Source organism: Vibrio sp. Hep-1b-8 (genome assembly GCF_006124995.1).
Classification (GTDB): Bacteria; Pseudomonadota; Gammaproteobacteria; order Enterobacterales; family Vibrionaceae; genus Vibrio.
Genome location: NZ_QEWN01000116.1, coordinates 1 through 24,006 on the forward strand (window position 1 = coordinate 1; position 24,006 = coordinate 24,006).

24 protein-coding genes and 1 pseudogene are annotated in these 24,006 nt (G+C 39.4%); 15 read left to right on the forward strand and 10 right to left on the reverse strand.

Annotated elements, in window-relative coordinates:
• The 4 genes and pseudogenes from DA100_RS15585 to DA100_RS15605 all read right to left on the reverse strand — a co-directional run.
• The coding region (locus tag DA100_RS15585; RefSeq protein WP_138972970.1) for an ISAs1 family transposase at positions 1–1,088 on the reverse strand (1,088 nt) is incomplete at its 3' end.
• 488 nt (positions 1,089–1,576) lie between these two features.
• Entirely contained in the window at positions 1,577–2,719 is a 1,143-nt protein-coding gene (locus DA100_RS15595) for a CDP-glycerol glycerophosphotransferase family protein (protein WP_138972972.1), read from the reverse strand.
• Positions 2,707–4,113: a 2-C-methyl-D-erythritol 4-phosphate cytidylyltransferase gene (gene ispD, locus DA100_RS15600; RefSeq protein WP_240800943.1), complete on the reverse strand. Its 1,407-nt coding sequence runs from the start codon at positions 4,111–4,113 to the stop codon at positions 2,707–2,709. Before ispD ends, DA100_RS15595 begins: the two co-directional genes overlap by 13 nt.
• Before the next feature lie 131 nt (positions 4,114–4,244).
• Positions 4,245–5,174, reverse strand: a pseudogene (locus DA100_RS15605) (IS5 family transposase).
• A gap of 325 nt (positions 5,175–5,499) precedes the next feature.
• Here DA100_RS15605 and DA100_RS15610 point away from each other — a divergent pair.
• From DA100_RS15610 to DA100_RS15645, 8 genes are all read left to right on the forward strand, one after another.
• Positions 5,500–5,922, forward strand: a complete 423-nt coding sequence (locus DA100_RS15610; RefSeq protein WP_138972973.1) for an adenylyltransferase/cytidyltransferase family protein — start codon at positions 5,500–5,502, stop codon at positions 5,920–5,922.
• On the forward strand, positions 5,922–7,694 hold the full coding sequence (locus tag DA100_RS15615; RefSeq protein ID WP_138972974.1) for an HAD-IIIC family phosphatase: 1,773 nt from the start codon (positions 5,922–5,924) through the stop codon (positions 7,692–7,694). The genes DA100_RS15610 and DA100_RS15615 overlap by 1 nt, the downstream gene beginning before the upstream one ends.
• The gene (locus tag DA100_RS15620) at positions 7,691–7,918 is read left to right on the forward strand and encodes a hypothetical protein (RefSeq protein ID WP_138972975.1); all 228 of its coding nucleotides are present in this window, start codon (positions 7,691–7,693) and stop codon (positions 7,916–7,918) included. The genes DA100_RS15615 and DA100_RS15620 overlap by 4 nt, the downstream gene beginning before the upstream one ends.
• Before the next feature lie 26 nt (positions 7,919–7,944).
• Entirely contained in the window at positions 7,945–8,979 is a 1,035-nt protein-coding gene (locus DA100_RS15625; protein ID WP_171052233.1) for an aminotransferase class V-fold PLP-dependent enzyme, read from the forward strand.
• A gap of 55 nt (positions 8,980–9,034) precedes the next feature.
• On the forward strand, positions 9,035–10,081 hold the full coding sequence (locus DA100_RS15630) for a LicD family protein (RefSeq protein ID WP_171052234.1): 1,047 nt from the start codon (positions 9,035–9,037) through the stop codon (positions 10,079–10,081).
• Positions 10,074–11,054 (forward strand): hypothetical protein, encoded by a 981-nt coding sequence (locus DA100_RS15635; RefSeq protein ID WP_138972978.1) that lies wholly within the window; start codon positions 10,074–10,076, stop codon positions 11,052–11,054. The genes DA100_RS15630 and DA100_RS15635 overlap by 8 nt, the downstream gene beginning before the upstream one ends.
• Before the next feature lie 2 nt (positions 11,055–11,056).
• The gene (locus tag DA100_RS21540) at positions 11,057–11,440 is read left to right on the forward strand and encodes a VOC family protein (RefSeq protein WP_138972979.1); all 384 of its coding nucleotides are present in this window, start codon (positions 11,057–11,059) and stop codon (positions 11,438–11,440) included.
• A gap of 174 nt (positions 11,441–11,614) precedes the next feature.
• Positions 11,615–12,760, forward strand: coding sequence for an FkbM family methyltransferase (locus DA100_RS15645; RefSeq protein WP_138972980.1), 1,146 nt, complete (start codon positions 11,615–11,617; stop codon positions 12,758–12,760).
• A 119-nt stretch (positions 12,761–12,879) separates the two neighbouring features.
• Here the strand turns inward: DA100_RS15645 and DA100_RS15650 are convergent, their stop codons facing one another.
• Both DA100_RS15650 and DA100_RS15655 read right to left on the reverse strand, forming a co-directional pair.
• Positions 12,880–13,902 carry a CDP-glycerol glycerophosphotransferase family protein gene (locus DA100_RS15650; protein ID WP_138972981.1) on the reverse strand — a complete coding sequence of 341 codons (1,023 nt, stop codon included), beginning with the start codon at positions 13,900–13,902 and terminating at the stop codon, positions 12,880–12,882.
• Positions 13,895–15,766: a nucleoside-diphosphate sugar epimerase/dehydratase gene (locus tag DA100_RS15655; protein WP_138972982.1), complete on the reverse strand. Its 1,872-nt coding sequence runs from the start codon at positions 15,764–15,766 to the stop codon at positions 13,895–13,897. Before DA100_RS15655 ends, DA100_RS15650 begins: the two co-directional genes overlap by 8 nt.
• A gap of 136 nt (positions 15,767–15,902) precedes the next feature.
• On the opposite strand from DA100_RS15655, the gene DA100_RS15660 reads away from it, so the two are divergent.
• Both DA100_RS15660 and DA100_RS15665 read left to right on the forward strand, forming a co-directional pair.
• Complete coding sequence (locus tag DA100_RS15660; RefSeq protein WP_138972983.1) at positions 15,903–16,844, forward strand: SDR family oxidoreductase; 942 nt, start codon at positions 15,903–15,905, stop codon at positions 16,842–16,844.
• Between the two features lie 54 nt (positions 16,845–16,898).
• Positions 16,899–17,444, forward strand: a complete 546-nt coding sequence (locus tag DA100_RS15665) for a sugar transferase (protein ID WP_138972984.1) — start codon at positions 16,899–16,901, stop codon at positions 17,442–17,444.
• Positions 17,445–17,510: 66 nt separating this feature from the next.
• Here DA100_RS15665 and pssA read toward each other — a convergent pair whose 3' ends face one another.
• Complete coding sequence (pssA, locus tag DA100_RS15670; RefSeq protein WP_138972985.1) at positions 17,511–18,851, reverse strand: CDP-diacylglycerol--serine O-phosphatidyltransferase; 1,341 nt, start codon at positions 18,849–18,851, stop codon at positions 17,511–17,513.
• Positions 18,852–19,084: 233 nt separating this feature from the next.
• On the opposite strand from pssA, the gene DA100_RS15675 reads away from it, so the two are divergent.
• Complete coding sequence (locus DA100_RS15675) at positions 19,085–19,429, forward strand: four helix bundle protein (protein ID WP_138972986.1); 345 nt, start codon at positions 19,085–19,087, stop codon at positions 19,427–19,429.
• A 116-nt stretch (positions 19,430–19,545) separates the two neighbouring features.
• On the opposite strand, the gene birA is transcribed toward DA100_RS15675, so the two are convergent.
• Both birA and murB read right to left on the reverse strand, forming a co-directional pair.
• Complete coding sequence (gene birA, locus DA100_RS15680) at positions 19,546–20,514, reverse strand: bifunctional biotin--[acetyl-CoA-carboxylase] ligase/biotin operon repressor BirA (RefSeq protein ID WP_138972987.1); 969 nt, start codon at positions 20,512–20,514, stop codon at positions 19,546–19,548.
• Positions 20,511–21,557 carry a UDP-N-acetylmuramate dehydrogenase gene (gene murB, locus DA100_RS15685; protein ID WP_138972988.1) on the reverse strand — a complete coding sequence of 349 codons (1,047 nt, stop codon included), beginning with the start codon at positions 21,555–21,557 and terminating at the stop codon, positions 20,511–20,513. The genes birA and murB overlap by 4 nt, the downstream gene beginning before the upstream one ends.
• 59 nt (positions 21,558–21,616) lie before the next feature.
• Between murB and DA100_RS15690 the strand changes: the two genes are divergently transcribed.
• The 3 genes from DA100_RS15690 to DA100_RS15700 all read left to right on the forward strand — a co-directional run bounded on the left by DA100_RS15690 (position 21,617) and on the right by DA100_RS15700 (position 23,215).
• On the forward strand, positions 21,617–22,039 hold the full coding sequence (locus tag DA100_RS15690) for a GNAT family N-acetyltransferase (RefSeq protein WP_138972989.1): 423 nt from the start codon (positions 21,617–21,619) through the stop codon (positions 22,037–22,039).
• 77 nt (positions 22,040–22,116) lie between these two features.
• A complete protein-coding gene (locus DA100_RS15695; protein WP_138972990.1) occupies positions 22,117–22,728 on the forward strand; it encodes a metalloregulator ArsR/SmtB family transcription factor in 612 nt (203 codons plus the stop codon).
• 151 nt (positions 22,729–22,879) lie between these two features.
• The gene (locus tag DA100_RS15700; protein ID WP_138972991.1) at positions 22,880–23,215 is read left to right on the forward strand and encodes a DUF3135 domain-containing protein; all 336 of its coding nucleotides are present in this window, start codon (positions 22,880–22,882) and stop codon (positions 23,213–23,215) included.
• Positions 23,216–23,417: 202 nt separating this feature from the next.
• Here DA100_RS15700 and DA100_RS21545 read toward each other — a convergent pair whose 3' ends face one another.
• A complete protein-coding gene (locus DA100_RS21545) occupies positions 23,418–23,543 on the reverse strand; it encodes a hypothetical protein (protein WP_276608349.1) in 126 nt (41 codons plus the stop codon).
• Positions 23,544–23,683: 140 nt separating this feature from the next.
• Here DA100_RS21545 and DA100_RS15710 point away from each other — a divergent pair, with 140 nt between their 5' ends.
• On the forward strand, positions 23,684–23,974 hold the full coding sequence (locus tag DA100_RS15710) for a co-chaperone GroES (RefSeq protein WP_004410737.1): 291 nt from the start codon (positions 23,684–23,686) through the stop codon (positions 23,972–23,974).
• The last annotated feature ends 32 nt before the right edge of the window (positions 23,975–24,006 follow it).

The window sequence follows — 24,006 nt, forward strand, 5'->3', positions numbered from 1 at the left end:
AAGACCGCCTCTAGCATCGCTGTGTTCATCATACAACGCTTCTGTTTTCCAACGATACTGAGTTTAGTCGGCTCTGTGCGCAACATATTCAACCCTATATGGCGAAGGCAAGCTAGGTTTTCGGCTCCGTGGTCTTTATAGATTTGGCAGGCATCCTCAGCCATCGTCACATCTAAGACCCAGTGCATTGACTCGATACCCCAGTGCTCCCTTACTGCGCTTGCCGCTTGCTCCGCACTCAATTGCTTTGAGCTGATGTAGTATCGATACTCTAGCTCTGCTACTTTGCCTTTATGGTAACGGAAGTTTTCCACCATAATGACCGATTTTAATCCTTTCCAACGAGAGAAGTTACCTTCGAGCGTTTCACTGCTTAACACATAGCTTTGACGGACTTCAATACGGCCGTGACCCTGCTCGATTTTGATATTTTTGGGCTTTGATGCTCGTTGTTTTGCAAAAGCCTGCTCTACTGCTTTGCGTAACTTTCCTTGATTATTTTTAACCGCAAGTAAGTAGTTAGCATCTTGTTCGATGATAGTTTTGGCTATTTCCGTTTGGCATGCCATCGCATCAATTGTGACTAGAGCGCCTTTGATATCAAGAAGTTTGATGAGCTCAGGTATTGCTGTGATCTCGTTGCTCTTTTCTTCTGTTTTGAGCTGTCCAAGTACGAGCTTATTGGACGAAGCGTAGGCGCTAATCATATGGATAGTACTAGCTCGGTCATCTCGGTTGTAGGAGCCCCGAAGTGTTTTACCATCAATCGCAACGACTTGCCCCTCAGTAAGGGAATGTACTGCTGACATCCAGTTTATAAAGCAAGTATGAAAGGGCTCTGGTTCTATCTTAGAGATAATGCGAGCAATCGTATCATCGGCAGGAATATCATTAACAAACATACCATTACGTTTAAACCACTCATGATGACCAAGGATGTACTCACGAATATCAAACCAACCTTTGGCACCAGCAATAACAGCGCACAATGAGCCGAACAGAACCTCAAACAAGCAATACGTAACCTTTGCTGACTGGCGCTTATCTGCGACTAAATGGAAGTGCTCTTTAAACTCATCGATATGCATTGTGGGTAGGTCTCTTTGTTAAAAGAGAGTATATGATCACAGCTAGATATGATCGTCAAACCGATCATTCTAAGTGGTTAGAAAATGTTCGCGATCTCACCCTGTTAACTGGGATACCATGACCAAGGTGCAAAACGATTCTTCGGAAAGATAAAAATATTCCTTGAACAGGCATGTCAAAATAAGAACAAACCCAATATTTCGCATTTAGGATATATATTTTTTCCTTAAGCGTTTTATTTGATATGAAGTGCTTGCCTAATCTCTCTTCAAGGGATTTGCGTAAATGTTCATCATTCACTACAAATTTCAATTCATAGCCAATATCTTGATTTATCAAATCTTCGAATAAAAACTTGGAGTTGGATGTGTAGTCCCCTAAGTATGATGACATGAAGATGATTCTATTTTTCTTTCGTTTTATAAAGTAAAAGAAAAAGCTCAAAAGAAAATCGAGAAAAAAATTAACTACTCTGATTTTAGTGTGTTCATTCATATTTTTGTGTTTTTATATTAGATAATCTTTCTAAGGCTTCTATAAGCGTTTTGCAGCTAGACTCTGGCTCTTTTCCTAATACGAAATCTCTAGCCAATCGCCTTTCCTTCTTCTTTAAGTCTTTGTCATACATTATTCCTAAGTCGGATATGTTATTTTCATCTAATAATGTACAGTACTTTGTTACACTAGAAGATCGAGTGTTTTCATCATTTATATATAGAAATATAGGTTTGTTGAAATATAAATAGTCGGAGATTACACTGGAAATATCAGATATCAAGAATTTGGAGTTGTTCATTTGTGTATATATATTGGTGGAGTTGTCGATGTTTATTTTTACATTGGAAGCATACTTTCTTCGAATCTCATCCAAAATTATTTTTGCCTTTTTGTCGTTTATACCTGTTAAGGGGTGAGGTCTGAATATGACATCTAGTCCTAGATTTAATAAGGTATCTATTATTTCTTGAGATTTATATATCGAGCTATAATGAGAGTCTAAATGAGCTCCTTCCCAGGTAGGGGTATATAGCACAGTGTTTCTTTTCACTGATTCCTTAGGAGATACTTCGTTGATTGAGTTTATTGAAGGTCGACCAATTTTTATAAAATATTCATCAGGTAGTTTAATGCCATTTCGCTTGAATCTTTCGATGTGGGCATCTCCGGCGACAAAGGCGTGATCATACATTTTAAATACATTATGTGCGCTTGCTGATTTTTCGCTATCACCATGCCCTAAGAAAACATGCTTAATTCCTATATTTCTGACAATATGAATATTCTTTCCAATATTAGCAGTATAAAGTATAACTTTTACATGTTTCCTAATACATAAGTTTGATAAATCTTGCCCATCAGGAATGAAATATACGGGTATTGTCGTGTAATCTTTTAGTGTTAGGTGGCTTTTCTCTCTAACTACTATTGAAATGTTTGGCCCCAACTTCTCTAAAGTAGAAATCCACATTTTCGCCTGATATAGGCTTGTCGCAGGCCCTGTGTGATGCATAACTATTGGCGTTAAATTAGGGTTTTTATCCGAGCCAAGTTTCTGAAATTTCTTAAATGTTCTCTTAACAAGGTTAAGCATACAAACCTTAAAATACTTCGCTTTTATTAAAGCTGACATCGGTAATTTACACCAGTTGTATCGCTTGTCATCGCACCCAACGCAACTTTAGCTACTGTATTGGGATCGAGTAAGGTGTTTGAACATTCGTTACCGAAGCTTTTCTCTCTCATTGGTGTTTTGGTTCTGTCTGGAGTTACGCAGTTAATTCTAATACCATGAACGCCCCACTCTTCGCTAAGAGCTTGCGTTAGATTTACAATAGCGGCTTTGGTTGCGGAGTAAACAGAGTAAAATGCACGCCCTCTAGAGTAAGAGCTAGAACTAAAGAAGGTAAGGCTTCCTTTGCTTTCCTTTAGGTATGGAAAAGATAGTTTTGCTAACTTAAAGCAAGAAATTAAATTTACGTTAATATCTTCATCTATGTCTATGTCTGATATGTTTTTCAGAGGTTTCTTAGTTAAACTACCAGTGGTATTTACGATCATGTCAATTTTTTTATGGCGTTTGAAAATATTATCTAAGAAGTTAGAAACAGCTTTTGTATTTGTAATTGAGTGACCTGTTTCTGTTCTTGAAAATGAATAAACAATACAGCCCGAATTAGTTAATAGATCTTTTATACTTGCACCAATACCATAGCTACCGCCAAAGATAACGACAACTTTTTCATTGAATTTATCAATGGTAGCTGTTGCATTTGCGTTTTTTTGGTTTAGTTGGAATAGTATATCTGCTATTTGTATATCGTGAGGATTAGTGATCTTTATATTATTATAATCACCGGGAACTACTTTGATTTTTACGTCTGGAAGATATTTTCTAACGACACCGCAATCATCAGTAACTAAAGCTTGAGGATCTTCAACTAAGCGCTCATATGCTTTTGAAAGTGTGAGCATTCTGAATGCTTGAGGAGTCTGTCCTTGATATAGCTGGTTCCTATTTGGTATATCAGATATGAAGCCATTACGGACTTTAATTATCGTATCAGTACAAGGCACTGCTACATCAACAACATGGTGCTCAATAAGTTCTGCTATACATTCAGAAATGACATCACTCGAGATAAATGGTCGTACACTATCGTGTATTAATAGATTTATATTCTCTTGGCTTGCGTAGCTGCTACGAATACATTTTAATGCGGACAAAGTAGAATCAGAGCGCTCTTTTCCACCGTTAACTATATGGCTTACTTTTTTTAAGCCTGATTGGTTAACTATCCCTTCAACTAGGTAAGTATATTCGGCACGACAGACAATTATAATGTCATCAATTTCTACATGTTGTTCGAAAGTTGATAGTGTGTGTTCAAAAACAGTCTTGCCGGACAGCTTTGCAAATTGCTTTGGCGTGTCTCCGCCAAAGCGGCTACCCATGCCTCCTGCAAGGATCACAGCTATATTTTTTTTCATAGTCATAATTGTAGTTCTTCCTTCGATTTTCGACATTATACCTCTACTTATGTCTAAACGATAGAGGTTTACTCCGAGCTCTCGACTAGAGGGGGAGTTGTAAATATAAGTGAGGCTTTGTTGCCGAATTCAGCTAAAGAGCGAACGCTAGCTAAATAGCTCGCATTTTAAACAACATACTGAGTTTCAGGCATACCTATCCCAGTTAGCTTGTTGAGTGCTTTAATCATGGCGTAAGTCTCACCCACTTGTGCGTTGTAATTTCGAAGCGTGAGTGAAGCTCCTAGTAGTTGTTTTACGCGATGCATCGCAGTCTCCGATAATGACCGCTTATGGTAACCGTACTTCTGTTTCCACTTTTTGTTCGAGCCATAGAGCTTTTGGCAGCCAACTGCCAGATTACGTGGATGCCCTTTTTCCCAGAAAGCGGCACCTTCACGCGGAGGGATTAAAGGTGTCGCTTTCTTAACCCTAATAGCTCTGTGGCATTCTCTTGTATCGTAAGCACCATCTCCCGAGACTTCCTTGATGGTTCGGCGTGTTTGCTTGAGTAGGTTGGGGAGTACTTCCGCATCGGTCACACCTGATAGTGTCAGCTCTGCGGCGATAATTTCATGTGTGTCTGTATCAACCGCAAGGTGGAGTTTACGCCAGACTCGACGCTTGCCATCAGTTCCATGCTTTTTCACTTTCCATTCTCCCTCACCGTATACCTTGAGCCCAGTTGCATCAACGGCTAGGTGTTGGATGGCGCCTCGTGTTGAGGCTTTGAAATTAACGTCTACATCCTTGGCTCGGCGGCTTATACAAGTATAGTGAGGACAAACCAATGGGACATTCGCCAATTTAAACACTGAGTCTATAAAGCCTTGTAGCGCCCTTAAGGGCAACGAAAAGATGCGCTTCACCATGAGAGCGGTCGTGATAGCTAAGTCACTAAACAATCACGGTCTACCACGTCTATGCTGTTTAGATTGTTTCTGACATTTCCACTCTGTTATTGCTTCTTCGTCAATCCAGAAAGTGAGTGAACCTCGATTGACTAGGGAGTTGTTGTACTTGCGCCAGTTGGTGGTTTTATAGCGAGGCTTCGGCATGAAATCAAAGTCAGTAAATGAATGTCCCTGATCTGATCGTAATATTTTGATTTAGTTCATTCGATTTCCGCAACAAAGCCTATAAGTGATGGAAACTGCTAATTATCGGTTAAGTAAGACCTACAATATAGTTGTGAGATAGGCATTGGGATACAACATGTCGTGAGAGCTCTTACGATTGGTATGAGGTAAGTATGAATATCGTGAAGTATAAAGCCAAATAGCATTTTTCTGAACCAGAAAAGTATAGTAAAATGTTAAGCTTATTCTGCTATTTTACATAGAGCGCATTGACTAGAATCATGGCTAACTAAGAGGTTGCTAGGTGAAAAAAGTATATACGTCAGGGACATATGACCTATTCCATATTGGGCATTTAAACGTAATTAAAGCATCTAAAGCGTTAGGTGACTACTTAGTTGTAGGAGTTAGCACTGATGAGTTGGTAAAATCATATAAACAGCAAGAACCTATAATATCTTTAGCCGATCGAATTGAGATAATTCGCCATTTGGATTGTGTTGATGAGGTGGTAGTCCAAGAAGAACTTTTTAGCGTAGAACTCATGTCTAGTTTGGATATTGATATAATGACAATTGGGGATGATTGGAGAAACAAGTCTCACCCTGGTCTGCAGTGGGCTATTGACAACCCTAGTATTGAAATGGTTTTTCTTCCATATACGCAAACAGTAAGTACAACACAACTAAAAGAAAAGATAAGAAACGGCTGGCAGGAAGATAAGTAATGATTAAGTTTTCGTCAATTGATGAACAGAAACAATTATTTAGAAAACATAGAGCAATAATCCGTTCTCATGAAAACTCAAGATTCAATTATCCTCAAGTTAGAATTGCCCTTTTATCCGGTGTTACTTTACACCCCTTAAAAGCTATTATCGAGTCTATTCTTCTTGAGTCCGGTTTGTCACCAGTTTTTTTTGAGGGAGATTACAATGCATATTATTTTGAAAGTAGGTTTTCAAAAGAGTTAGTAAGTTTTTCTCCTGACTTAGTTTACATCCACTCGACCATCGACAACTTGAAGTTCTGGCCTAATATAAGCGATGATATAGAAGAGCTGTCATCTAAGAAGGAAGCGTACTTAAAAGAATTAGAACAGTGCGTTGATGCAATCGTATCTAAAACAAAGGCATCTGTTGTTTTAAATAGCCTTGAACATTTTAGCTATAGAATAAATGGTAATATAGAGAGTACACTGCCTGGGGGGAGTGTGCGGTTTATAAATGAAATTAATGTCGATTTAGCTAAGTTAGCAGAGAGTAATCCACGATTAGTTATTAACGATATTAACTACCTAAGCTCAAAAGTTGGATTGGAAAACTGGAGAGATGACCAAAGTTACTTTGCCTTTAAACAACCCTATACACAGAGAGCAATAACTGAAATTGCTCGAAGCTTTAGTGCGATAGTATCTACCTTTAAAGGGTATGGAAAAAAAGCTTTGGTATTGGACTTAGACAATACACTATGGGGAGGTATTGTCGGAGATGATGGTGTTGCCAATTTGCATGTTGGATTAGAAACTCCAGTAGGTGAGAGCTACACTCTATTTCAAAAGCTTATTATGCCGCTTAGGGATCGAGGTATTGCATTTGCTGCTTGTTCTAAAAATACTGAGTCAGTCGCTTTAGAAGGGTTACAAGATCCTAGGATGATTATATCCGATAAGGACTTTCATGTTACTAAGATTAACTGGGAGTCTAAGTCCGATAATATTGCTAGTATTAAAAAATCACTAAATATCGGTATGGACTCAATCGTATTTATTGATGATTCGGATTTTGAACGCAATGAAGTCAAGTTTAGATTACCTGAAGTTTACATACCAGATGTCGCTAATAATGCTCTTTCATACTTAAATGCCCTATCTTCGGAATATGTTTTTGAAACATTGTCTTTGTCAGATGAAGACATGAATAGGAGTGATAGCTTCAAATCTATGATTAAGCTTGAATCTAATGCATCAAACGGAAATATGGATGATTATTTAAAATCATTATCAATGAAAGCAGAGCTGAGTCCTTTAACAGACGCTAATATAACTAGAGTTCATCAACTGATCAATAAAACAAATCAGTTTAATTTGACTGGAATAAGGTTATCTTTGCCTGAAGTTGAAGAGAGTAGCAAACAAGGTTACCTAATAACTGCTTCACTATCTGATGTTAATAGCAATTATGGATTAGTGAGTACCCTGTGGGGAGATATTGATGGAAACGTCTTTACATTGAAGAATTGGGTAATGAGCTGTCGTGTTTTTAATCGTAAATTTGAAAACTATATTCTAGATGGTGTTTGTAAAGAATTACAATCTATGAATGTTACCCAAATTAAGGCCCAATATATAAAATCTGAAAAGAATAAACCAGTTGAATTTTTGCTCGATAACCTTGGCTTTCTTGATGCTCAGAGTGACAGCGAAAATAAATCTTATTATCTAGATATAAATACATTATGCCAAGACAATGGCGTTGCACTTAGTGAGATTTTTAAATGAATATCAAAAACAAACTAATCGAAATATTTGAAGATGTAATCCTCAACGGGGAAAATCTTGAAGAAGCGAAACATAAATCTGAGTACAAAAACTGGGACTCATTAGCTACAGTAACATTGTTATCAGTTGTAATTGATGAGTTTGGGCCTATTGTTTCAATTGACGATATTGATAAGTTTGATTCCTTCTCATCAGTTTTGGAAATATTAGAAAAAAGATTATGAAATACTTCACAATAGGCCCTGTCGAGATGTCGGAAGGTGTCTTAAAAGCTGGATCTTTGCAAGCAGAATATTTTCGAGACTCAGGCTTTGCCAATAAAGTTTTAACAATTCAATCTAGATTATTAGATCTCGTGCGCGCAGAACCTAATTCTAAGGTTGCGATAATTTCATCGAGCGGAACAGCCGCAATGGAAGCTGCAGTTACTAACTTTACTAAAAAGTCTGATAGAGTCATTGCTATTAATGGTGGTAGCTTTGGGGAGCGCTTTGTTGATTTATTAAAGTTCTATGATAGAAATGTTGAAGAACATAAAGTTCCTTTCGGGCAAGATATCGATTTATTAGCTCTAGAAAAACAACTATGTGCTATTAGGCCTAGGGCGCTCTTTATTAATGCTCATGAAACATCTACTGGGCAGCTATATAATTTAAAAGAAGTTGGGGCTCTCTGTAAAAAGCATGACGTTCTTTTTATATGCGATGCAATTAGCTCAATCGCATGTGATCCATATGATATGTCTAGTTGGGGCATTAATGTAACCTTGTTTAGCTCTAACAAAGGCTTAGGACTTTCTCCAGGATTGGGTTTCGTTGTTGTGGATGAAAAAGCACAAAATGCTATCCAGTGCAATGAATCTTACTACTTGGACTTAAAACGATATTTTGACGGATATGATAGAGGGCAGCCTCCGTTCACTTCTTCTGTATCTGTTTTAATGCAGTTGATCGAGAGGTTTAATGAAATCGATAATCTAGGTGGGTTAGATAAGGTTATTGAGGCCACAAAAGAAAATGCAACTCAATTTCGAACATACTTAGTTGAAAATGGTATTGAATTATTTCCACAAACACCTTCAAATGCTATATCTGCATTCTCTTTACATAAAGGTAATTCAGAAGGATTATATGATTACTTGAAAAGTAAAGGAATGCTAATTAACAAGTCGGCATGGGGGTTAGGTAAAGATATACCTAGAATATCGCATGCGGGAAACTTGACTAAAGATGATCATGTTGCACTCCAAAAACTTATTGTAGAGTATATTAAAGATGTACATTAATACCCGACCTTTTCTGCACACGCCCAAAAAAGATACTGCCAGATACCAGAATGAGATGATGGATATTTTAAAAGATATCGAATATATATCTGGTAAATATGATATTGATTATACGCTCGAAGCTGGCTCGGCACTGGGGGCTCTTAGACATAAAGGGTTTATTCCATGGGATAACGATGCCGATATATTGATGTCCAACGATAAAATTAAGAGCTTCATTATTTCGTTAGCTAAAGAAGGTCTATTCGATAAATACGAAATTTGGTATTACGATTGTGATTGGGGATGGATGATAAAAGACATTTATCTTGAGGGCATTTTAAAGGATCCCGAATCATATTGTAGTACTTCGTTAGATTGGGTGATTGACAAGATATCTTATGCAATATTTAGGGTTGTAAAAAAAGACACAGTAGATATAGAAATGTCTCTTTCTAAAGGAGCTGATACTTATCAAGTAGCTCACTTCGACCCATCTTTATCGACAGCCTCACTCGCTTATAACAAAATGCTGCCTGAAGAAAAAAGAACTTGGAGGAAAAGGTTTCTCAAAGACAGTGATGTATATCAAGTCCACGGCTTTGTAGATGTTTTCCCTACTTTAGAGTTTACTCCTGAAGAATATATAAAAATAAAGAAGGGGTTTAAGAAACGAGACTTTTTAAAGGGGGCCAACTTTTATATTAAAAGACCACAAAAGCTATTATATAAGCTATTATCTCCTATCTTACCCCTAAATCATGTTCAAGTTAGTGCTAGTCATGGTATTGACAATGTATTCGAAGATTATAGGGTTGGTGTAAATGTTGATTATAAAAAAGGTATTGACAAAGCAAGAAAGACGCCTGTCGGAGATAAGATTATAGTTTCGAAAGCTCCATGGAATCTTAGAAAAATCATGCCATATTATAGTTCAGAATTATACCCCCCTCAAAAAGTTGAATTCGAAGGGGAGCTCCTATCTGTGCCAAACAAAGCTCATGAAGTTCTAACTAATCACTATAAAAACTATATGGAATTCCCTCCTGAAGGTGAGCGAATTCAGCATTCTTACCATCTAGATCCATCTCAGTTTAAACAGGTTGTAGATATAAATGAGTAGCGTCGAGATAAGATTTTGTACAGAAGCTGATTACCATGAGCTTAATGAATTTCTTGCCAAAAATTGGAGCGAAGATTTTTCTGTTGTGAGGTCAAAACAGCTTTTTGATTTCTTATATAAAGGTCATGGAAGTTCAATAAACTTTGTTATTGCTAAGAAACAGGATCGTATTGTCGCTTGCTTAGGACTCACTTTTTATAATGAAGTGGAGCCTGATAGTGATGTTTTCTTATCTTTATGGCGAAGTGTCGATGATGATTCAAGTACGGGAGTAGCTCTAGTAAAGTTTGTAATGAATAAAGGATATCGAAGCATCTCGTCGGTAGGTGTTCGAAAAGATGTTCTTCTGATATATAAGTTGCTTGGCTTCGATATTGGGAAAATGACCCATTCTTACCGACTAAATAATGCCATGAAAGAATTTGATATTTTTGATGGTGATATTAAAAATAATATTATTCAATATGATTCGAAAAATTGTTTTCGCCAAGTTAATGCATTTATTGATATCCCTAAAAATAATGGTGAACTAGCTAAAACGATATGGTATTTAAACCATCGATACTTTTCGCACCCTAGTTATCAATACCTCGTTTTTGCTCAATATAAACGAGAGTGTATTGACGGTTATATTGTTGTTCGGCCAATCGATATTAATCAGGGCAAAGTTTTAAGATTAGTTGATATCATAGGTGATGTTTCATTACCTTGCATGGTTCATTTTTTGGACGATATATTGAAAAGAGATGGATATGAGTATTTTGATCTATATAGTCATGGAATAAATAGTTTAGACCTAGTCCAGTCGGGCTTAACTATTAGAGAAGATGACGAAGTTATAGTGCCAAATTACTTCGAACCATTTTTAAAACAGAATGAAGATAAGTACTACTTTACAAATTCCAATAGCGCTAGATTATTCAAAGGTGATGGTGATGCAGACCGCCCTTATAGGTTGATAGAGGTTGAGTAAATATGAAATTTCATCATGTTGGTTGTGCATGTAAAGATATCGAAAAAACTGCTAAAAAGTTGTCTATTCAGCTTTCTGCAAACGCAAGTGAAGTAGTATACGATGCGAATCAGGATGCCGAATTATGCATGCTACAACTTCCTGATGGCAGTCAAATAGAGCTGGTTTCGGGTAAAGTTGTGGAAAACATAGTGTCTAATAGGCAGTCATATTATCATGTTTGCTACGCAGTTAAGGATATCAAGTCATCTATATCTGATTTGCAATCAAAAGGAATGATTCTAATTAGCCCACCTAAAGAAGCAGTTTTGTTTAATAATAATTTGGTTGCTTTTTTACATTCAGCTGTAGGATTGGTGGAGTTAGTAGAAGATGCAAGTTTCTAAGAGTTGAGTTTTGTACTCTGCATCATGAATCTACTTGATTGTAGAGCGTGTTGTTCCCTTAAGATTTTAGGTGATCGTAGCATGGTATGTTATTATAATTTATCCCTATTGTGTGGTAAGGTTTAATAATGGCTTGTGAATGTTAAATCTATAAACGAATAAATGGCTTAGAATATGCTTAAATATATCCAGAAGATAAAATCGACTATTCGAACTGTTCATACTACTGATAAAAAAGTTGCTATATTACAAAATGACCTTATTGATTTGAGAAAGAGCATTTTGGATATGCAGAGCCAGATTTTACAGAATCAAGTATCGAACCAGAAGGTTGTTAAAGACCAGTTAGCGAAATTAAATTCCGCTAGTTATTCTAAGTCAGAATATTTTGAGATAAATGAAGAGCTTGGAGTCTTTACTGTTAAGCCATTTCGCAATTATTTCCTTGCACTTGAGCAGGAAGGTAAGCTTGAAAGTAGTTTGCATCTTTTGAAGAAAGGTACAGATCGCAAAAGTCATGAGGCTATTGATTTATTTGTAAAGCGAGTCATGTTCGATTTACCGCAGTCTCTTCCAGGAGGGACCCCCATTTTGTACAGAATGGATAAGTTGTTCTCAGAAGATGAACTATATCCATATAGTTCAGGAGAGACTGCAAAAAAAACCCGAGAATTCCGTTCTCGGTATGACATAGGTAAATTAAAGACCTTTCTATGCCCTATTTATTATGAAAGCGGACTTATTTTTCTCGACGAAGGTATCTTAGAACGAATTAAGGGAAGTATTGCAATTGATGCTGGCGCGTATTGGGGGGATACTGCACTTATATTTTCCGAATATGAACCTAAAAACGTGCTTGCATTCGAGCCTGTAGAACATTGGTTTAATACTATGTGTGGTGTTGTAGATCGTAACAAGTTGTCAGATGTTATATTACCTATAAAAATGGGTATTTCTAATGAATGTGGTACTCTTTATTATGAAGAAAGAGATACAACGTCAACTTTGTCAGTTGATGAAAATAGCAATGAATGTGAAGTTACTACAATTGATAGATATATTGAAGATAACTTCTCCGAACAGCGAGTTGGACTAATAAAGTATGATGTGGAGGGGGCTGATTTTGATGCTCTAATTGGCTCAAAGTCAGTTATTGAAAGAGATAAACCTATTCTCCTTACCTCGATTTACCATTCGCCAGAACATTTCTTTGAAATTAAGAACTATATCGACTCTTTAGGTCTAAACTACCAGCACAAGATTAGGAAGCTCGCTAAAAGCCCCCTATGTGATTTAATGCTGATTAGTTGGGTGGAGTAATTAGTTTTTAAATTAATGTTTCAAATTCAAGCCCCTCAGCCTACATTATAATGCTGAGGGGCTGGTTGTATTATCTGTTATGGACTTTAAATCAAATAAGTTAATTATTTACTCGTTATCTATTGGTCAATTATTTTTTTGATATTGTTTGAGACTAAATTTATGTCATCACAAGACACATATCGATTAAATAGATTTTCGTTATTAGGCTCTTTCCTTATCTCTGTTTCGATTCCAAGAACTATTTCTTCGAAAGTGCTTGCACTGGAAGAGTTATTTATAGCCTCAATTTTTTTGGCTTCGCCCTTAAAATGTTCAGGTACAAATGTCACATAGGGCTTGTTAAGTTTTAAGTAGTCTATAACTATACTTGAAACATCAGTCACTAGGAGGTTGCTGAAATGCAATACATCAGCTATATCATCAGTATAAGTGTAAGCACTGTCTGAGTTGTTTACTAGTTTTGTACATGTCCTTAGGGCTTTTTTAGCGTTCGAGCTTTTTTTTCCGATCAGTGGATGAGGCTTGAATATTAAGTTGTATTCACTATTGCAGTAATGCTCTACGAGCTGAATACCTACTTCTTCAATTGAGGTAAATCTATTTTCTTTAGTTCCTCCCTCCCAAGTCGGAGCATATAGAATCGTAGGGCGTTCATTATTAAATAATTTAATGCTTCGAAGTGAGTTTGACTTGGAAGCTTTACCAATGATGTGAATTTTTTCACTAGATATACCGATGGAAGTGAGTCTTGATTTCGCTATTTCACCAGAAGCTAAAATGTCACTATATGCATTGAAATGATAAGTTTTTGAGCAGCTCTTATCACTCTCCCCGTGCCCAAGGTGTAAATGCTTAAAATGATAATATTTTAGCATATGGTAGTTTAATAAGGTGTTGTTTACATAAATACAGGCCGATACATTTATTGAGTCTATGTGTAGATATAGAGTGGAAGTTTTCAAGCATAGTTTTTTATCGAACTTACCATTATATTTATAATAGGAAACGGGGTTCCTAAATATCACTTCAAGTTGGTAGTCTTCAGACAAAGCCTCAAACAGAGCCTCCCACATATATAACTGATATAACTCTTTATAAGAAGAGGCGAAGTATACTAATAAATGGCGTTTTTTAGACATCAGATTTTGGCCGATAATTTAATGGTGATAGAATTAAAACTTCTTTAATTTTGTCTTGATTTGATTGCTCACACAATTGAGATAGCTTATCTATCGTATACTTCATTTCTTCCCAGTTAAGCTTATCTTCTAATGCAGTCATTATTTTTTTATGACTCGTACCTTCCACATTATCACCAATTAAAAGTTCCTCATATAACTTTTCACCAGGCCTAAGGCCAGTGAATCTAATTTCCACGTCACCTTCTTCATGCTTCCCTTCGGAGCTCTCTTGCATCCCCATTAGGTGTATCATTCTTTTTGCAAGGTCAAGTATTTTTACAGGTTCACCCATATCTAGAACAAACACCTGACCATTGTTCCCCATAGCTCCTGCTTGAATAACTAACTGAGCAGCTTCAGGTATAAGCATAAAGTATCTTATAATGTCAGGGTGAGTTACCGTTACAGGGCCGCCACAACGGATTTGTTTTTTAAATAGTGGTACCACTGAGCCGGATGAGCCGAGTACATTACCAAACCTCACCATAGTAAATGTGGTACCTGTTTGTTTATCAGCTAGTGCTTGTAGTACCAACTCAGCCATTCGTTTGCTCGCACCCATAATATTCGTTGGGCGAACGGCTTTGTCTGTTGATATCAGTGTAAAGTTTTCAACTCCAGTACTTATAGCGGCATTTGCGCATGCTAGGGTTCCGAATACGTTGTTGCGAATTCCTTCTATTATATTGTCTTCAACTAGAGGAACATGTTTATAAGCAGCAGCATGATAAACTGTGTTGATTTGATGAGCTTCCATTAGCTTGGTAAGTCTATTCTCTTTTTGTACTGAACCTAAAGCGGCAATTATCTTGGTATCAGTCTCTAGGTTAGAAACCATCAATCCGAGCTCTTGATCTATTGTGTAAAGGTTGTATTCGTTGAGCTCAAAGAGTACTAATGTTTTTGGCTTTTGAGTGATGATTTGTCGACATAACTCAGAGCCGATTGACCCTCCAGCTCCTGTAACCATGACATTTTTGCCAGTGATGTTTTTTGACAGTAGTTCTTTATCTGGATCAACGGGAGCACGTCCTAAGAGGTCTGCAACGTCTAGGTCTTTTACTTCAGTCGCACTTGCTTTTCCTGCGGCAATATCTTCAACTGAAGGTACTGACTGAATTTCGATTGGCCAATTTGATAGCTTCTCCACTAATCGAAGTCGCTTGCCTTTATTTATATTATTGATTGCTAACAGCAGCTTAACAGGTTGGTAAAGCGATTGTAACCGTTCAAACTCGTTGGGATGATATACACGTATCCCAAACATAATTTGACCTGATTTGGAACGGTCATCATCCAAAAGAGCAACAGGATGATATTCATCTCCTTGAATCAGAGCATAAGCGAGATCTCGCCCTGTCGAACCGGCACCATAGATAACAACATTGGGCTTTTGTCTTTTGTAGTAGTGATAGTAGATAGTTCTTATAAATATTCTTGGTCCACCTAAACTCAGAATCGCTAAGCCTGCATAAATAAACGGAACGCTACGAGGAATAAATGTGTGGAAAAAAAAGCCGCTTAGAGCAAGACCGACAGCTGATAACAGGACTGCAAGGAAAATGTGCCCAATTGCAGGTAGTATCATGTAGCGTAACACCGCTCTATACATACCTAACTTTGCAAAGCTGTAGATAGTGACTAAGACTGTCACGATTAAGCTGCAGAATTCCTCGATGCCAACAGCAAAAGTATAAGTTCCTAGTCGTAATGCAATAGCTAGATAAAGAGATAAGATTACTGCGAATAGATCATAACAAATGCTAATAATTCGTTTATTACGTCGGCTTGCATTAAGCAGAAGTTGGATAGGAGTGAACATTTATGATTGCTGCCGTTGAAATGTATCTTTGTTATTATGTCGCCTGTATTTTAGAAAGCTTTAACCTTAAAGGCTAGGGAAGAGCTTCAAGATTCTAACAAAATGTGCAGAACAAGGTTAAAAATCGGTCGCAGTAATGAAATTACTCCTCACAGGTGGTTCAGGTTTTCTCGGAAGTCGCGTTTACGAAGTTGCCAAAACGCAAGGGCTAGAGCCACGCAATGTAGTTAGGAAACCTATGTTAGATGATAGTGCTGTTATTGTCGCAGAAATTAATTCTCAAACTGATTGGTCTGGTGCATTTGAAGGAATAGATTGCGTGGTTCATTGCGCTGCTCGTGTTCATCAGATGAACGAGTCAGCAATAGAGGCACTGGAAGCTTATCGAGAGGTGAATACTCTAGGTACGTTAAATCTTGCTAGGCAAGCCGCTCAAGCGGGCGTTAAACGATTCATTTTTATTAGCTCAATTAAGGTGAATGGGGAGTTCTCGCCATCAGGCTATCCGTTTCAACCTGATTTAGTGCATGTACCTGATGATCCATATGGGTTGAGTAAGTACGAAGCTGAAGTTCAACTTAGAGAGTTAGCCAAAGAAACGGGTATTGAAGTTGTGATAATTCGTCCGCCTTTAGTCTATGGGCCAGCTGTCAAAGCCAACTTCTTGTCTATGATGCGTTGGGTAGAGAAAGGAATTCCACTACCGCTGGGAGCAATCCATAACAGTCGTAGCCTTGTATATATTGATAACCTAGTGGATCTAATACTAACTTGCTGTAAGCACCCTAAAGCAGCCGGAGAGACATTCCTAGTCTCTGATGGTAAAGATGTATCGACGACTCATTTGCTTAAAGCAGTCGCTCTATCTATGAACAAAAGAGCGCACTTACTACCTATCCCTATGTCTATCATCGACTTTTCATCCAAGCTTATTGGTAAGCCACAAATATCGCAGCGACTATGTGGTAGCCTACAAGTTGATATTTCTCATACCCGAAAGATTTTAGATTGGGAACCTCCTGTTACTTTCGAACAAGGTATGAATAGAACAGTGCAAGCCTATTTAGATTCCCAATAGCTCGTTTTTAAACGTAATTAAGGCTCTCTTTAGTGATTATTGAAAGGTTTTAAGTTGATTCGTGTAATAGATTTCTTTGCTGCTTTATTCGGTCTCATGTTGCTATGGCCCGTTTTTGTTGTTATTTGCATCTTGGGTTATTTTGACACTGGTTCACCGGTATTCCGTCAAACTCGTGTAGGAAAAAACCAGCGACCTTTTACTTTGATTAAGTTCCGCACTATGCCTGTTGAGACTAAGTCAGTAGCTACACACCTTGTTGGTGCTAGTTCAGTAACTAAGCTAGGCGGATTTCTTCGTAAAACCAAACTTGATGAACTACCTCAGTTGATTAACGTAGTTAAGGGTGAAATGAGCCTTGTGGGTCCACGTCCGTGCCTGTTTAATCAAAAAGAACTTATTGATGCTAGGCAAGAAAAAGGCGTGTTTAATGTAAGACCAGGAATAACAGGTTTGGCTCAAGTTAATGAAATCGATATGTCTACGCCAGAGCTATTGGCTGAGTGGGATGAACGTATGATCAGTTCGATGACGGTTAAATCATACTTTTCTTATATAATCCAGACTGTGCTGGGTAAAGGTGCTGGTGATCGCGTATAGAGGATGTTTATTAGTCTTTTAAACTTAACAAGAGCAGCTACTCGCTACTCGCCGCTCGAAACTCTATTACAAAATCTGCTTCAACACCCGATCTGCTTTCACTCGGGTAATCTTACGCATTAGTTTTTGCACTGCGTCTGGATAGTCTTCAAACTTCTCTAGCTGTCTGTAAGTACAGATTAACTGAGTATGCTGAAGGATGTTCTCCACCTCTTTTTCAAACTGAGGTGTTAAGTGGTGATAGTTATCCTGAATGAATATTGCATTCTCTAAGTCCAGCTTCCAAGCTCTTGGATTGAGGTTGTTGCCTGTGATCAGCATGTAGCGCTTATCTACCCATATGCCTTTAAGGTGGAAGCTGTTCTCATCGTGTTTCCATAGGTGGATAGAGAGCTTACGGCTAGCAATATTTGCTTCGTTTGCTTTGGCAAACTGACGTAAATTGCGTTCATAAAGGTAAGGCAAACCACCAATGGTTTTAAACTCTTCTTCTGGTGAGATGTAAAAGTCGTTAGCCGTTTTATCACCGACAACAATAGTCACCTTCACACCGCGTCTCAGGGCCTTTCTTACTTCTTTCGCAACACTACGAGGGAAGTTGAAATAAGGCGTACAGATAAAGATCTCATCTTTTGCTTGAGCAAGCAGCTGGTTAATACCCTGATTGAGCTTATTGCGTTTTTTGCCTACGCCAACAATCGGCGTCACCGCAACTTGATCTTGGGAAACTGGTTGAGAGTTAAACTGATAAGACGATTTTGCAAGTGCTGCACGAAGCTGGCGAATCTGAGTTTTTATCTCTTTAGTCTCAGGCTTGCTCGGGCAAGCAAGGTCGTTAACAGCAGGGTGTGCAACGATTTCATGTTGGACAAAGTTCACCATACTATCTGCCAGAGCTTTATTCTCTAGAACATGGTAACGATCAAAACGATAGCGATCTTTATAGTTTAGGTAAATATTGTTTAAGCTGGCGCCGCTGTAGATAACCGTATCATCGATGATAAAGCCTTTTAGATGCAGCACGCCAAAGACTTCTCGGCCTCTAACTGGAATGCCATAAACGGGAATTTTGTATTGGTGCTTTTCAGCAAAGCTTTTATACATCGCTGCATTGGTTTCACCAGGTTCTGCACCGATTAGGCCACGTTGCGCTCGATGCCAGTCAACGCATACGCTGATATCTAAACCAGGGTTGCGCTGCTTAGCTTGATAAAGCTCTGATAATATTTCTCTTCCCGCTTCATCATCCTCTAAGTAAAGAGCAATAAGGCAAATTCGTTTACTTGCCTGACGAATCGCTTCAATCAAGCGAGTTCGAAAATCTTTGGCAGAATACAAGGTTTCAAACCGTGCTGGATCTTGCGCCAAAGTAGGAAGTTGTTCGAATAAATTCCTATTAGTCATCATGTTGGATGTATTGCCTTTACTAAAAGTGGACAGGGATAGTAGCAAACAAAGCTGAAAGTTTCGAGTATCAAGCTAAAAGAGCGGCGAGTTTCGAGTTGCTAGTCTAGAGCTTGGTGACTCTAGGTTTGTACCTCTAAAGCCCAGCTTTGTCACACAATGTAATACCATTTTCATTTTTTCGTATAAGAAAAGACTATAACAATAAATAAATACTCTATTCGTCGATATTCGTCATGAAACATGAACAGTTAACTATATGGCAAAGAAGCTTTTCTTTAAGCTGTTTAGTCTACAAATCCTTTAAACAACATAGGGATTATGGGTTTAAAGATCAGATTTGTCGCTCTGGTCTTTCTGTACCCAGTAACATCGCTGAAGGGATGGAAAGGCACACTGACAAAGAAAAGGCGCACTTTCTTTCTATTGCGAAAGGCTCATTAGCAGAGCTAAGAACTCAGCTTCTTATGGCGATTGAAATCCAATACATTCCCAAATGTGTTGGAGAAGACATGGCCGAAGAGTGCTTACATTTAAGTCGCATGCTTGGGGCGTTTATAGTCAAACTTCGAAGCAAGTAACTCCCCACTCGTCACTCGCTACTCGCTACTCGTCACTCGCCACTCGCCACTCGTCACTCGTCACTCGCTACTCGCCACTCGCTACTCGCCACTCGCCACTCGCCACTCGCCACTCGCTACTCCCCACTCGCCGCTCTAAGGCTGACTTCGCCACCAATATAACTTTCAAGCCCTTGTTCAGTTTCTAACAAGACGGCGCCTTGTTCATTGATGCCGCGAGCAATACCAGTAATCTCTCTCGGGCCCATGATCAACTTAATCGGTCGGTCGATGAAGTTATCGAGGCGATTCCACCTTTCTACAAACCCTGCCATGCCCTTAAACTCGTAGTCATTTAGGGCGGTATGAAGCGTCTTAATCATAGTGATAGCAAGTTGGTTTCTGTCGATTTCTTTGCTATTGCCTACTTCGCTTAAGCTTGCCCATGGCTGAGTGATACCTTCAGTGGATTCAGACATCATCAGGTTCATACCCATACCAATCACTAAGTTTGCAGCAGCGCCTGCTTGACCCGACATCTCTACCAGAATGCCAGCGAGCTTGCGGTCTTGATAATAGAGGTCGTTTGGCCATTTCAGCTTCACGCCATTGAGCCCCATTTCTTCCAGAGCTTCAACGATAGCGACACCAACCACTAGGCTTAGCCCCATCGCCGCAGCCATGCCAGCATCTAGGCGCCAGTACATAGACAAATAGAGGTTAGAACCAAATGGAGAAATCCATTCACGCCCACGGCGACCGCGACCTTTGGCCTGATATTCCGCTAAACACACAGATCCTGATTCAAGGCTGTCAGTGCGGTCGAGAAGATATTGGTTGGTCGAATCAATGATGGGAATCAGTTCTACAGGGGTAGAAAGAGCCTGATTAAGAGTCTCCTGATCGAGTAACTGCATTGGCTTAGCAAGCTGATAACCTTTGCCTTGCACCCGAAAAATATCAACCCCCCAATCTTGAATACCTTTAATGTGCTTACTAATCGCAGCGCGAGAAACGCCAAGTTGTTCACCTAGCTCTTCGCCGGAGTGAAAGCCACCTTGAGAGAGTGTTTTTAGAATCGATAACTTGACCGAATGCTCTTTCATTGTGCTTTCTCCAAAATCTCTTGCAGATTGGTTTCTTGTTGTGAGCCCATAAATCTTACTTCGTGTTCAAGCTCAATTTGATAGCGATTAAGCACTTCAGAGCGAACTTTAGCTGCCAGCTGAATAACATCAGACGCTGTTGCGTTGTCTTTATTGACTAACACTAGAGCCTGCATAGGGTGTACTTGTGCACCGCCTATCCTGATGCCTTTAAGCTTACATTGATCAATCAACCATCCGGCTGCGATTTTCATCCCGCCGTCAGCAGGGTAGGCAACGATATCTGGGAACAGCTGTTTGAGGAGTTCAAAATGTGATTGAGGGATCACCGGGTTCTTGAAAAAGCTCCCCGCGTTACCTGTCACGTTTGGGTCTGGAAGTTTCTCCATACGAATCTGGCACACACGCTCAAAGATATCTTGAGCGGTTGGAGTATTTGGTTCGAGGGATTTTAGCGGGCCATACTCAATTTGAGGTTGCCATTGTTTGGCTAACTTTAGCCCTAGCGCAACAATGACTGCTTTACCATGCAACTGATGCTTGAATATTGAATCTCGATAACCAAAATTGCACTCTTCATTAGTGAGGCGCTGAATACTAAAGCTATCGAGGCAAAGGATATCGACATATTCACACACATCTTTCAGTTCAACACCATAGGCTCCGATATTTTGGATTGGAGCACTGCCAGCACAACCAGGAATAAGAGCAAGATTCTCCAATCCTGCATAGCCATGATTGACGGACCATTCAACAAGTGATGGCCAATCTTCTCCACCAGCAATATGCAGATGCCAATGCGTTGCAGACTCAGTCACTTGCTTGCCGACAATTCTATTGAGTATCACTACACCATGATAAGGCTCGGTAAAAAGCATATTGCTGCCTTTACCTAGCATTAACTTGGGTAGCTGTTTCCATTGCGGGTTTTGATAAACCTGCTTTATCTCTTCAGTAGAGTTCACCTCAACAAGGAAGTCACACTGCTGTGAGATAGAGAAAGTATGGTACGGGTGGAGGTCGGCGTTAGCTGTAATTTGCATTGGTTTCGTTGAGTAATCTAAACTGCCAGCATTCTACCTCAAATTGAAGCTTGGTGATAATGAGCCCTCTGCATATAGAAGTATTAGATCCGATTAAACTGCCGCTCGTAGCTCGCTTATATAAATCTTATTACCCATCAGGGAAAGCCAAAAAAGATGAATTGATACTCGCGGGGTATATCGATCAGCAAATTGTTGCGGTGGTTCGCTTTCGTCAGATAGAAGAGTGTCGATTGTTGACAGGTATGTTAGTGATTCCAGATTTGAGAGCAAAGGGGTTAGGGCATCACTTAATGAACTATTGTGAGCAGCAGGTGTTGGCCAATCAGGACTATTGCTTCGCTTATCAACATCTTGAATCGTTTTATCGCCAGCATGGTTTTAAGGTCGTGGATTTATCAGCACTGCCAAACACGCTGAGAAACTTATTCGAACGATACAGCCGAAGCAAAAAACTTATCCCAATGCAGTATGTGCCGTAACCTCCGAGTTAGTCCTGTAAAGCATTTGCTTTATTAATTGGTTGCTCCATAATATTTTTGTGGTTGAGGGAGCAAGCATGAAAAGTGTTGATTTAATTCTACAGACAATTAAAAAAGATGGAGCAGTCACGGCTAAGCAGCTTGCTGAGCAACTTAACATGACCACCATGGGAGCTCGCCAACACCTGCAAAGCCTGCAAAAAGACGGCTTTTTGTCTTTTGAGGATCTGAAAGTAAAAGTCGGGCGTCCCACCCGTCATTGGTCCTTAACCCCAAAAGGGCATGCTCAATTTGCTGACCGCCACAGTGAGCTGACTATCCAAGTCATAGAGGCGGTAGAAACACTGTTTGGTGCCGAAGGGGTACAGAAAGTCGCCAATGAAAGGGAAGCAAAGACATTAGCCAATTATCAAGCTGAATTAAGCCATTGCCCTGACGTACTCTCTAAACTGACTAAGTTGGTGGAGCTGAGAAAGCAAGAAGGCTACATGGCTGAGCTTGAGCAAACTCCACAAGGTTATGTGCTAATAGAAAATCATTGTCCTATCTGTAAAGCGGCGACACGTTGCCCAAGTTTATGCCAGTCAGAACTGAATGTTTTTCAGAGTTTGCTAGGTAAAGATGTCTCTATTGAACGCTCCGAACATATCATTCAAGGTCAACGTCGCTGCGTATATTCCATTGTGTAGCGAGTCTCTTTTCTTCAGAGTCTTTGTGTTTAGATGTATATTGAGCTGTCTTGATTTTGAGATTGATGGTTTTCGTAGTACGCGATTCCCCTGCATTGACCTATCTTTAGGATAGGTCGTTAACCACAGGCTTTGCGTGTAAGGAGCTATTATGAGTTCACCACTAATCAATCAAACCTTGCCCTCTTTTGATGAATTGATGGCACTCGCACAAAATAATCCTGAAGCATTTACTCAGTTCAAGTACGACATGTGTGAGGAAATGATTTTGTCTGCCTCGAAAGAGATGCAGGATCGTTTGTGGGCGCAGCAAAGCCATATCGATCGTATTGTCGGTAGCTGTAAAAATCCCAATCATGCCAATGTCGTGCTGATGCGCGAACTTGTCTCGCAAATGGTCAAGTTTCAAGATGTGCTCGATGGTGACGTGACAGACCTAGACAATCAACCTACTGCGCAGGTGATTCTTTTGGATGATTGGAGGTGATTAGTGTCCAGCTCTATAGCAATGTCATAACGTATTATGACTGTCTCACTGATTCAGAAATAAGTATTGAGTTTCGAGTTTCGAGTTTCGAGTTTCGAGCTTCGAGCTTCGAGCTTCGAGCTTCGAGCTTCGAGCTTCGAGCTGCGAGTTTTGAGCTTTGAGCTTTGAGCTTCGAGTTTCGAAGAGTTACTGTCGCATTAAATCAGTTGACATGAGCTGTCGCCCCCATAAAATTTCTCGCCACTCGCCACTCGCCACTCGCCACTCGCCACTCGCCACTCGCCACTCGCCACTCGCCACTCGCCACTCGCCACTCGCCACTCGCCACTCGCCACTCGTTTTGTGTTCAAACTCTCAAAAATATTCTTATTCCCCCTTGGGTTTAGCCAATCTACCCCTCATATAGATACCGCTAGGCTGTGAAAGCCACTTATCAAACCAACCATGGAAATTCAGGAGAGACGACCGATGAACATTCGTCCATTACACGACCGAGTTATCGTAGAACGCCAAGAAGTTGAATCTAAGTCAGCGGGTGGTATCGTTCTGACTGGTTCTGCTGCAGAGAAATCTACTCGCGGCGTTGTACTAGCTGTGGGTAAAGGCCGCATCCTAGAAAACGGTACAGTACTACCGTTGGACGTTAAAGTTGGCGATACAGTTATCTTCGCTGAAGGTTACGGTACTAAAACTGAAAAAATCGACGGTAAAGAAGTGCTAGTGATGTCAGAAAACGACATCATGGCAATCGTTGAGTAATAGCAATCATTGAGTAATTTTTTGCTCAGGTT

Excerpts from the sequence above, each read along its gene's own strand:
- DA100_RS15595 (WP_138972972.1), bottom strand. The coding sequence starts at position 2,719 with ATGTCAGCTTTAATAAAAGCGAAGTATTTTAAGGTTTGTATGCTTAAC.
- ispD (WP_240800943.1), bottom strand. The coding sequence starts at position 4,113 with ATGTCGAAAATCGAAGGAAGAACTACAATTATGACTATGAAAAAAAAT.
- DA100_RS15615 (WP_138972974.1), top strand. The coding sequence starts at position 5,922 with ATGATTAAGTTTTCGTCAATTGATGAACAGAAACAATTATTTAGAAAA.
- DA100_RS15620 (WP_138972975.1), top strand. The coding sequence starts at position 7,691 with ATGAATATCAAAAACAAACTAATCGAAATATTTGAAGATGTAATCCTC.
- DA100_RS15625 (WP_171052233.1), top strand. The coding sequence starts at position 7,945 with ATGTCGGAAGGTGTCTTAAAAGCTGGATCTTTGCAAGCAGAATATTTT.
- DA100_RS15630 (WP_171052234.1), top strand. The coding sequence starts at position 9,035 with ATGATGGATATTTTAAAAGATATCGAATATATATCTGGTAAATATGAT.
- DA100_RS15635 (WP_138972978.1), top strand. The coding sequence starts at position 10,074 with ATGAGTAGCGTCGAGATAAGATTTTGTACAGAAGCTGATTACCATGAG.
- DA100_RS21540 (WP_138972979.1), top strand. The coding sequence starts at position 11,057 with ATGAAATTTCATCATGTTGGTTGTGCATGTAAAGATATCGAAAAAACT.
- DA100_RS15645 (WP_138972980.1), top strand. The coding sequence starts at position 11,615 with ATGCTTAAATATATCCAGAAGATAAAATCGACTATTCGAACTGTTCAT.
- DA100_RS15650 (WP_138972981.1), bottom strand. The coding sequence starts at position 13,902 with ATGTCTAAAAAACGCCATTTATTAGTATACTTCGCCTCTTCTTATAAA.
- DA100_RS15655 (WP_138972982.1), bottom strand. The coding sequence starts at position 15,766 with ATGTTCACTCCTATCCAACTTCTGCTTAATGCAAGCCGACGTAATAAA.
- DA100_RS15660 (WP_138972983.1), top strand. The coding sequence starts at position 15,903 with ATGAAATTACTCCTCACAGGTGGTTCAGGTTTTCTCGGAAGTCGCGTT.
- pssA (WP_138972985.1), bottom strand. The coding sequence starts at position 18,851 with ATGATGACTAATAGGAATTTATTCGAACAACTTCCTACTTTGGCGCAA.
- DA100_RS15675 (WP_138972986.1), top strand. The coding sequence starts at position 19,085 with ATGAAACATGAACAGTTAACTATATGGCAAAGAAGCTTTTCTTTAAGC.
- birA (WP_138972987.1), bottom strand. The coding sequence starts at position 20,514 with ATGAAAGAGCATTCGGTCAAGTTATCGATTCTAAAAACACTCTCTCAA.
- murB (WP_138972988.1), bottom strand. The coding sequence starts at position 21,557 with ATGCAAATTACAGCTAACGCCGACCTCCACCCGTACCATACTTTCTCT.
- DA100_RS15690 (WP_138972989.1), top strand. The coding sequence starts at position 21,617 with ATGAGCCCTCTGCATATAGAAGTATTAGATCCGATTAAACTGCCGCTC.
- DA100_RS15695 (WP_138972990.1), top strand. The coding sequence starts at position 22,117 with ATGAAAAGTGTTGATTTAATTCTACAGACAATTAAAAAAGATGGAGCA.
- DA100_RS15700 (WP_138972991.1), top strand. The coding sequence starts at position 22,880 with ATGAGTTCACCACTAATCAATCAAACCTTGCCCTCTTTTGATGAATTG.
- DA100_RS15710 (WP_004410737.1), top strand. The coding sequence starts at position 23,684 with ATGAACATTCGTCCATTACACGACCGAGTTATCGTAGAACGCCAAGAA.